Source organism: Desulfotomaculum sp. (assembly GCF_982386235.1).
The window spans coordinates 101,395-109,845 of record NZ_CEVWQM010000011.1; the positions used below are offsets into that span (position 1 = coordinate 101,395).

7 protein-coding genes are annotated in these 8,451 nt (G+C 44.3%); 1 reads left to right on the forward strand and 6 read right to left on the reverse strand.

Annotation, left to right across the window (positions count from 1 at the left end; genetic code table 11):
- Nucleotides 1-99 precede the first annotated feature (99 nt).
- Together nrdD and nrdR are read right to left on the reverse strand one after the other, a co-directional pair.
- The gene (gene nrdD, locus AC1U9Z_RS08620) at nucleotides 100-2,130 is read right to left on the reverse strand and encodes an anaerobic ribonucleoside-triphosphate reductase (RefSeq protein WP_333530975.1); all 2,031 of its coding nucleotides are present in this window, start codon (nucleotides 2,128-2,130) and stop codon (nucleotides 100-102) included.
- The gene (nrdR, locus tag AC1U9Z_RS08625; RefSeq protein WP_479957025.1) at nucleotides 2,131-2,607 is read right to left on the reverse strand and encodes a transcriptional regulator NrdR; all 477 of its coding nucleotides are present in this window, start codon (nucleotides 2,605-2,607) and stop codon (nucleotides 2,131-2,133) included.
- 271 nt (nucleotides 2,608-2,878) lie between these two features.
- On the opposite strand from nrdR, the gene splB reads away from it, so the two are divergent.
- On the forward strand, nucleotides 2,879-3,937 hold the full coding sequence (gene splB / locus AC1U9Z_RS08630; protein ID WP_479957027.1) for a spore photoproduct lyase: 1,059 nt from the start codon (nucleotides 2,879-2,881) through the stop codon (nucleotides 3,935-3,937).
- A gap of 216 nt (nucleotides 3,938-4,153) precedes the next feature.
- Here splB and ldhH read toward each other — a convergent pair whose 3' ends face one another.
- The 4 genes from ldhH to sigG form a co-directional block, all read right to left on the reverse strand.
- Entirely contained in the window at nucleotides 4,154-6,298 is a 2,145-nt protein-coding gene (gene ldhH / locus AC1U9Z_RS08635) for an L-lactate dehydrogenase (quinone) large subunit LdhH (RefSeq protein ID WP_479957029.1), read from the reverse strand.
- Between the two features lie 13 nt (nucleotides 6,299-6,311).
- Nucleotides 6,312-6,869: a LutC/YkgG family protein gene (locus AC1U9Z_RS08640; protein ID WP_479957031.1), complete on the reverse strand. Its 558-nt coding sequence runs from the start codon at nucleotides 6,867-6,869 to the stop codon at nucleotides 6,312-6,314.
- A 216-nt stretch (nucleotides 6,870-7,085) separates the two neighbouring features.
- A complete protein-coding gene (locus AC1U9Z_RS08645) occupies nucleotides 7,086-7,355 on the reverse strand; it encodes a YlmC/YmxH family sporulation protein (RefSeq protein ID WP_333530980.1) in 270 nt (89 codons plus the stop codon).
- A 105-nt stretch (nucleotides 7,356-7,460) separates the two neighbouring features.
- The gene (gene sigG / locus AC1U9Z_RS08650; protein WP_333530981.1) at nucleotides 7,461-8,234 is read right to left on the reverse strand and encodes an RNA polymerase sporulation sigma factor SigG; all 774 of its coding nucleotides are present in this window, start codon (nucleotides 8,232-8,234) and stop codon (nucleotides 7,461-7,463) included.
- Between the last annotated feature and the right edge of the window lie 217 nt (nucleotides 8,235-8,451).

Consider the following 8,451-nt stretch of genomic DNA (forward strand, 5'->3'; position numbering starts at 1 on the left):
ACATGCCCTTGTGGGTAATCGGTATTTGTGTCATAGGGACGGTTCCTTGACAAATCCACACTCTGTCAAAAGAACCGCCCCCATAACACTTAAATTTATCTAACCCCTGGGATCAAAGCCCCCGTGGGTTGTTCTGTCATTTAGTTCAGCCACCTTGGCATCATTGAACCGATCAACGGTGCTCAGATATCCCGTGATACGGCGAACCCGACGGATATTCGGTGAGTCACAGCGTGGGCAATGATCCTCGTTAATAATTCCGGTTACACTGCAGGAAGTGCAGTAATCCACCGGGAAGTTAATGGCTGCATAGCCCATGTCGCTGGCTTTCATATGCTTAATGATGGCCTCCACAGCCTGTGGGTTATGCTGCGGCGGTGAAGCCATTTCAATGTAGCTGATGTGGCCGGCATTGCAATATTTGTGATAAGGGCCTTCCAAGGAAATCTTTTCAAAGATACCAATGGGGTGACCCACGGGAAGATGGAAGGAATTTGTATAATAATCTTTATCTGTTACACCGGGAATAATACCAAACTCCTTGCGATCCAGTTTGGCAAATCTACCGGAGACACTTTCCGCCGGAGTAGCCAGCAGGGTATAGTTCAAATCATACTTCTCAGAAGCTTCATCCACCTTCTGCCGCAGGTAGGAGATTATTTCTAAGCCCAAAGCCTGGGATTCTTCGCTTTGTCCATGATGCTTCCCTGTTAGGGCTACCAACGCCTCTGCTAAACCAATGAAACCAGGTGACAACGTGCCATGCTTAATGACCTCATCAAGGGTATCGCAGGGATTTAAACCCTGGGAGCCCAGGTATAGCCCCTGACCCATTACAAAGGGCATATCCTTGACCTTTAGCTTCGCCTGCACGGTAAAACGATGATACAGTTGACGGAAGCTTAAATCTAAGGTTTCGTCCAACATTCTATAAAATCTTTCCAGGTTGCGTTCTGCCTTGATGGCTATCCGGGGCAGGTTAAGCGTCGTAAAGGATAGGTTGCCCCTGCCATCCGTGACCGCTGGGCCTTTACGATTGGCCATGACCCTGGTCCGACAACCCATATAACCCACCTGATCACCATACTCCTTGTTAAAGGAGGAATCCATAAAACTGAAAGTGGGATTCAAGCGTTTGGATGATACCCGAATAGCTAACTGGAATAAATCGTAATTGGGATCACCTGGGTTTAGGTTAATGCCTTCCTGCAATTTAAAGATGATGTTCGGAAAAATTGGATTTTCACCCCGGCCTAAACCAGCCTCATAGGCCAACAGGATGTTTTTCGTTACCCTACGGGCCTCTTCGGAGGTTTCCGTACCCAGGTTAAGGCTGGAAAAGGGTACCTGGGCACCGGCCCGACTGTGCATGCTGTTCAGATTATAGATCAATGCTTCCATCGCCTGATAGGTCTCTTCATCGGAGGCATTTTCCACAAAGGGAGCAATATCCCGGTCAAAGAAGGCAAAGGATTGGCCGCCATGCATATCATTTTGGGAACTCTGCAAAATAATAGCGGCCAGGGCAGTGGCTGAGGTGGGCCGCTTCGGCGGCCGGATATAGCCGTGTCCGGTATTAAAACCTTCCTTGAGCAGTCTGCCTAAGGGGATTTGGATACAAGTGAGGGTTTTTCCATAAAAATCCAAATCATGAATATGTAAATCCCCTCGGGCGTGGGCCTGGGACATTTCTTCGGGGATTAATCTTGTTAGATAATATTTTTTACTGGCGGCACTGGCGATTTGCAGCATCTTAGCGGAGGGGGAATTCGATACATTGGCATTTTCCCTGTTGGTTTCCCCTAGGATTTCCTCCACTGCATCCATTAAATCACTTCTCGCGTCCCGCAGACGTGTTCTTTTATGACGGTAGAGGATATAGGCCTTGGCCGTGCGGGCATGGCCAGACTCAATGAGCACCTTTTCCACCATATCCTGTACTTCTTCAACGCCAAAAACATTGCCATTGTATTTTTTCTTCAGCATTTTTAAGACTTCAAGGGTCAGTTCCATGGCTGTTTGACGGTCCTCCCCGCCCACCGCCTTAGCCGCCCTAAAAATTGCCTCCGTAATTTTAGTTTCGTTAAATATAACCTCACGGCCGTCCCTTTTCTTAATCTTTGTAAACATCTATTGGGCCCCCTTTTTACCTTCCTTACTTTTCAACAACTTCTCTACTTCATGAAGAAAACTGTAAATATCACCAAACTGTCGATAAACCGAAGCAAAGCGAATATATGCCACCTGGTCTAATTCCAGTAAACTGCTCATCACTAATTCACCCACCGCATGGCTCGGAATCTCCAACTCTCCCTGGCTTCGCAATTCCCTTTCAATATGATGGACGGTATCCTCAATTTTCTGGACTGGCACAGATCTTTTCTCACAGGCCTTCATAAATCCTGCCAATAATTTGGTTCGATCAAAAACCTCCCGTCGTCCATCCTTCTTCACCACAACCAGTGGGCGTTCATCCACCCTCTCATAGGTGGTAAACCTTTTGCCACATTCACCACATTCCCTGCGGCGGCGGATGCTATTACCTTCGTCGGCTGGCCTGGAATCCAGAACCCGGCTTTCCGGAAAATTGCAGAAGGGACAGTTCATTTCGTCACCCCTTAGACATTGGTTCTTCCACCAAATCCACCCCGACATACAGGATGTTGTGGTGAAAACAATTATAAAATACCATATGTTGAGAGTCAATTTCCATTTATCTGTTATAATGACTATCCACACGGAAAGATTTGTCCATAACTTTCTTTTTCTCCGATTTCTGTATGGATAGGAAAATTTTTATCTTAGACTGGCTGCTTGGGTTGGGAGATACTATTAAAAATTCAAAAATAGCTAAAAAAATATTAAAGGAAGACACTAAATGACACAGATATTGTTAGAAAAACCAACTGACCGTCACATTTTTATTCCAAAAAGAGTTTTTATTGAGCCAGCCACCCTGACGTATCAATTAGGCCAACGCCTGATGGAGCAATTTAGGTCTGAGGGCATCCCCATAACTACAACTGGTTCTCACAATCGTGTAACAGGTATACCGGGCAAGACACCCCAGGAGGCCTATCTAGAATCAAAACGAACCCTGGTGCTGGGTGTACGAAAAGGCAGGGAATTTCAAACCTGCAAGCCCTCTGCCCATTATCAGCTTCCCCTGGTAACCAGTTGTCCTGGTAAATGTGAATATTGTTATCTCTTAACAAATCTCGGGCAGAAGCCATATATCCGGGCATACGTTAACATCGAAGAAATATTGCAACGGGCCAAGGACTATATTGACCAGTATCGACCCCGGGAAACGATTTTTGAAGGGGCAGCAACATCGGATCCCATCCCTGTGGAAAGATATACAGGTGCACTAAAACAAGCCATTGAATTCTTTGGCAAACAAGAGCAGGGTCGTTTTCGTTTTGTAACAAAATTTGTGGATATAGATTCTTTGTTGGATGCCAAACATAATGGACATACCCGCTTTCGATTCAGCCTTAATGCAGCTTATGTCATTAAGCAATTTGAGCATCATACCCCCACCCTGTTCGAGCGTGTTGAGGCCGCCGGGAAGGCAGCTCAGGCTGGTTATCCACTGGGCTTTCTAGTAGCACCCATTGTCCTGTATGAAGGCTGGCAGCAGGGGTATCTGGAGCTTTTTGAGGAACTAAACAGCGTGTTGGGTCCCCTGTCCCGCCAGGATCTAACCTTTGAGTTTATTACCCACCGCTTCACCCAACGGGCCAAAAGCAATATTGAAAATATCTTTCCAAAATCTCAACTGGATATGAACGAAGAAACAAGGCAATTTAAATATGGCCAATTCGGCTATGGCAAGTATGTTTATCCCAAAGAGAACCTGGCAGAGGTTAAAGAATTTATGCAGGGTATGGTGGATCGATACTTTCCTTCTGCTAAGGTAGAGTATTTAGTATAAAGATAAAAGGAGGTAACGTCTGTATGAAATGTCCCAATGAATCCCAATGCCTTATCTGTGTGGGTACCACCTGTATCTACGGTGATTGTCAAGACGCACACAAACCCTGTACGGAACAGAAGCTACGTTTTGAGTACGAAAATAAAACAGACAAAGCGTGATAACGGGGTCCGGCTTGCAATCCTTGCAAGCCGGACCCCGTTGGTGCTTTGGTGCTTATTTTATGGCTTCTGCCAATAGCTCTGCCGTGTGTTTTACCTGGATATTGCTAGATTTTGCATCTAAGCCGCCAGCAATTTGCATTTTACAGCCGGGACAGTCTAGGGCCAGTACTTCTGCAGCGGTGGCAGTGGTATTGTTAATCTTCTTCTCTAGGATGGCCTTGGATATTTCGGGCATTTTTACTGAGTAAGAACCACCGAAGCCACAGCAATCATCGCAGCCCTTCATTTCTATTAATTCAACTCCCGCTTTGTTCAGCAGTGCGCGGGGTTCTTGCCATACCTTTAAGGACCGTTTCATGTGACAGGAATCATGGTAGGTTACCTTGGTGCCAAGTTTATTAAATTGCAAATCCTGACCGTGATTGGCCACAAAGGATGAAAAGTCGATCACTTTAGCGGCAAATTTCTCAGCCCTGGCTTGCCAATTTGGATCACCTTTTAACTGATCAACAAAGTGATGTTTTAATACCTCAACGCAAGTGGGGCAAAGAGAAACAATATAGTCTAAACCTTCTTTTTCAAAGGCTTCAATGTTTTGTTTAGCCAATGTCAAAGCTACCTCCGGCGCCCCCATTTGGGTTGCGGGGATACCGCAGCAGGTTTGCTCCATGGGGAAGACAACCTCCATACCCATTTTATTGAGAACCTTATAGGCAGCCTCACCCTGCTCAGGATATACAAAGTCACCCAGGCAGCCAGCATAATACCCAACCTTGGCCTTAGGCTTACCCGTGGGAACGGAGCGGCTAATCCTATCTCTGAGTGGTGTGGCAGCAACAGCCGGTAAACTGCGCCCCTCCGTTAAGCCAGAGAAGAAAAGCGGCAGGTGACGAATCACATTTCCTTTGACAAAGGGTTTCTGGGCTAAAGAAGCCGTTCGAATTAAAGAGTGAAACAATTTACGATTGGTCAATACCTTCTCTAAAATGAGTTTTTGACCCATGGGCAAACCTTCTTTTTTCACGGTACGTCGTCGTAGTTCGGCAATCAATGCTGGAATGTCAATTTTACCAGGACAAAAAGCCTTGCAGCGTTCACAGCGCAGGCAAAGGTTCTGCAGTTCCCCGGCCTTTTCAAAGCTGTTTAAAAAGGCAGTCAAAATCGTGCCAATACCACCTGTGTAAACGTCACCGTAGACGTGACCGCCAACCTGCTGGAAGACAGGGCAAACATTCAAGCAGGAGGCACAGCGAATACACTGTAAAGCTTGCTTAAACATCGGGTCATTACGCATTTCGGTACGACCGTTATCCATCAAGACAATATGCATTTCCTTCTGCTCGATTAAATTGCCAGTCCGATCAATGGCTGCTGCGGGACCCGTCATCATGGTTACATAAGTGGTCAGTTTTTGAGCGGTGGCACTGCGAGGCAATGCCTCTAAAATGGGACCTACATCTTCAAACTTTTCTACCAGTTTTTCTAGGCCCACCAGTACCACATGGACAGGCGGCACGGTTGTTGTTAAGCGGCCATTCCCTTCGTTGGTACACATAACCAGGGTACCCGTTTCGGCAACGGCAATATTAGCTCCAGAAATACCCAGATCCGCTTTGAGGAACTTGTCGCGCAGGTTTTCCCTGGCCACTTTAACCAATTTAGCAATGTCCGGTTCTAAATTCTGGTTGGTTTCTTTGGCAAAGATATCTGCCACTTCGCCGCGGGTCATATGGATTGCTGGCATGACCATATGGGAAGGACGCTGGCCACAAAGTTGAATAATCCATTCACCCAGGTCCGTTTCAGTAACTTCCGCCACATCCGTATTTTTTAGTAGGTAATCATTTAGGTGAATTTCTTCGGAAGCCATTGATTTGGACTTAATAATGGTTTCTACTTGATGTTTTTTGACAACTTGGGCAATGTATTCCTTTGCTTCATCACCCGTTTTGGCCCGAAATACAATGGCACCATTTTTTTCAGCCTGGGCAATAAATTTTTCCGCCAATCGGTCCATATTTTCAGCAGCATTGCGTTTACAATTGCTTATTTTTTGACGTAATTCTTCAAAATCCTTACCTTCATAGGCCTTTTCCCTGGCTGGTATATATGCCTCGCCAAAGCGACCAAGGGCACCAGTCAGGTTATCATTATTAAGTGCTGATTGTATGTCTTTTTTTAAATTTCCTGTCGACACTTTTAAAGCCCCCTTAGTCAATAAATACAATAATTAATCGGCCTGGCCCGTGCACACCAATGGTCAATACACGTTCAATATCAGAGGTACGGCTTGGGCCACTGACAAAGGTTAAATAACGGGGCAGTTCTCCCAGGTTCTTGTTATAGGTGGCGATGGTTGCTACTAGATTGGGTAAAAGATTAGCTGTAGGTACCAACGCCAGGTGAACAGGCGGCAAAATAGATACCATTCTACTCTCGATGCCAGTGGCATTGCCTGCCAAAGCCCCTATCTCTGCCACTGCATAGTCCAACTGGGAAATACCTAATCCTGCATCAGCCGCATTTTGACGTAAATTCTCAGAGGTCATAACAGCACCCGTGGTGGTGCCAATCTCTTGCATATTAACAGCGTTCACTAATTCCGACGGGGCGTAGACAGCTTTAGCTACGTTCAGATCATTGATTAACTTACTGATTAGTTGTTGAGCCTCTGCTGTGTTCGAAACGCGATAAACCTCAGCAGCTAATGCCTCTGCCTTTTCTTTAAATTCTTTGTATAAGGCATCGTAAGACGTTTTGGCGTTCATAATTACACCTCTTAAAATGTTTTGTGGTAATTTGGCATGATGGTCTGACCATTTAAACTGAAAAACCATAAGCTATACTAAAACAAATACTCCGTCTTTCTCGTTTTTAAATTTTTTAACTATACTGAAAGTATATTAGAATTTTTATTAAAATGCAATCTTTTTATAGACAAGTCACCTTCTTCTGACAATTTAATTTTAAGATTGCTTCTTTATCTAGTAACGATAGGAATCTTCTCGATTGGTTTGATAGGGTGATACTTCAACCAAAATAATATCAACGCCAATTTTTTTTATTTTATCCCAGGGCACGATTAGTTCATCCTCACGACCAAAGAGTCCTAAGAATCGACCTTGTCCTGGTAAAATAATGGCGGCAATACGACCCGCATCCAAATCAATATCAAAATCTTTAATTAAACCTAGTCTTCTGCCATCGACTACATTGACAACTTCTCTTACCCGCAGGTCAGAAATCTTAATCACCCCTGCCACCCCCTATCCTATTATTAATCTATATGCAGGGTTCATTGACTTCTGCACAAAAAAAGAGCCTCTCCGGCTCTTTTTTTGTGATCAGCTGCTTTGTAATTAAACAAATTTTTTCATGTGATTTAAGGCTGCTTTCTCTAAACGTGATACTTGGGCTTGGGAAATACCAATCTCTTCGGCAACTTCCATTTGGGTCTTACCTTCGAAGAATCTCAGGGTTAAAATATGCTTTTCCCGATCGCTTAATCTTCTTAAGGCGTCTCGTATGGATATTTCTTCAAGCCAGCTCAAATCAAGGCTCTTTTCATCACTGATTTGATCCATGACAAAGATCGGGTCCCCACCATCATGGTATATGGGTTCAAATAATGATATGGGTTCTTGAATGGCGTCTAAGGCAAAAACAATATCCTCCCGGGGCATTTTTAATTCGCCGGCAATTTCATTGATAGAAGGTTCCCTGGAATACTTATTAACCAGGCTATCTCTTACCTGCAACGCCTTATAAGCAACATCCCTGAGGGAACGACTTACCCGAATGGGATTATTATCCCTGAGATACCTTCTAATTTCACCAATAATCATGGGCACCGCATAGGTGGAAAATTTAACATTTTGACCCAAATCAAAATTGTCAATGGCTTTCATTAGGCCGATACAGCCGACCTGAAATAAATCATCCACGTATTCACCACGATTGGTAAATCGTTGAATAACACTTAATACCAACCTGAGATTGCCATTAATCAACTGGCTTCTGGCATCTTTATTTCCTTGCTGCATTGCTTCAAACAAAGTTCTCATCTCAGTGTTTTTGAGCACAGGTAATTTAGATGTGTTAACGCCACAGATCTCGACTTTGTTGACCAGCATTTATCGGCCCCCCAACGTTGTTTCGAATACCAGCAGTACCAGTGGTAATGGATTTTGTTGTCCTTACAGGTTAATTATTACCTTGGCAAATTTCTTATATACATGATCAAACACCATAGAAAAGCCCCAAAAACCACCTTTAATGTGTGTTTTTGAGGCTTTTTCTCAATATTCCTATCCTTTAAAATTTTTATTCCATACGATGAATTTCTTTTTT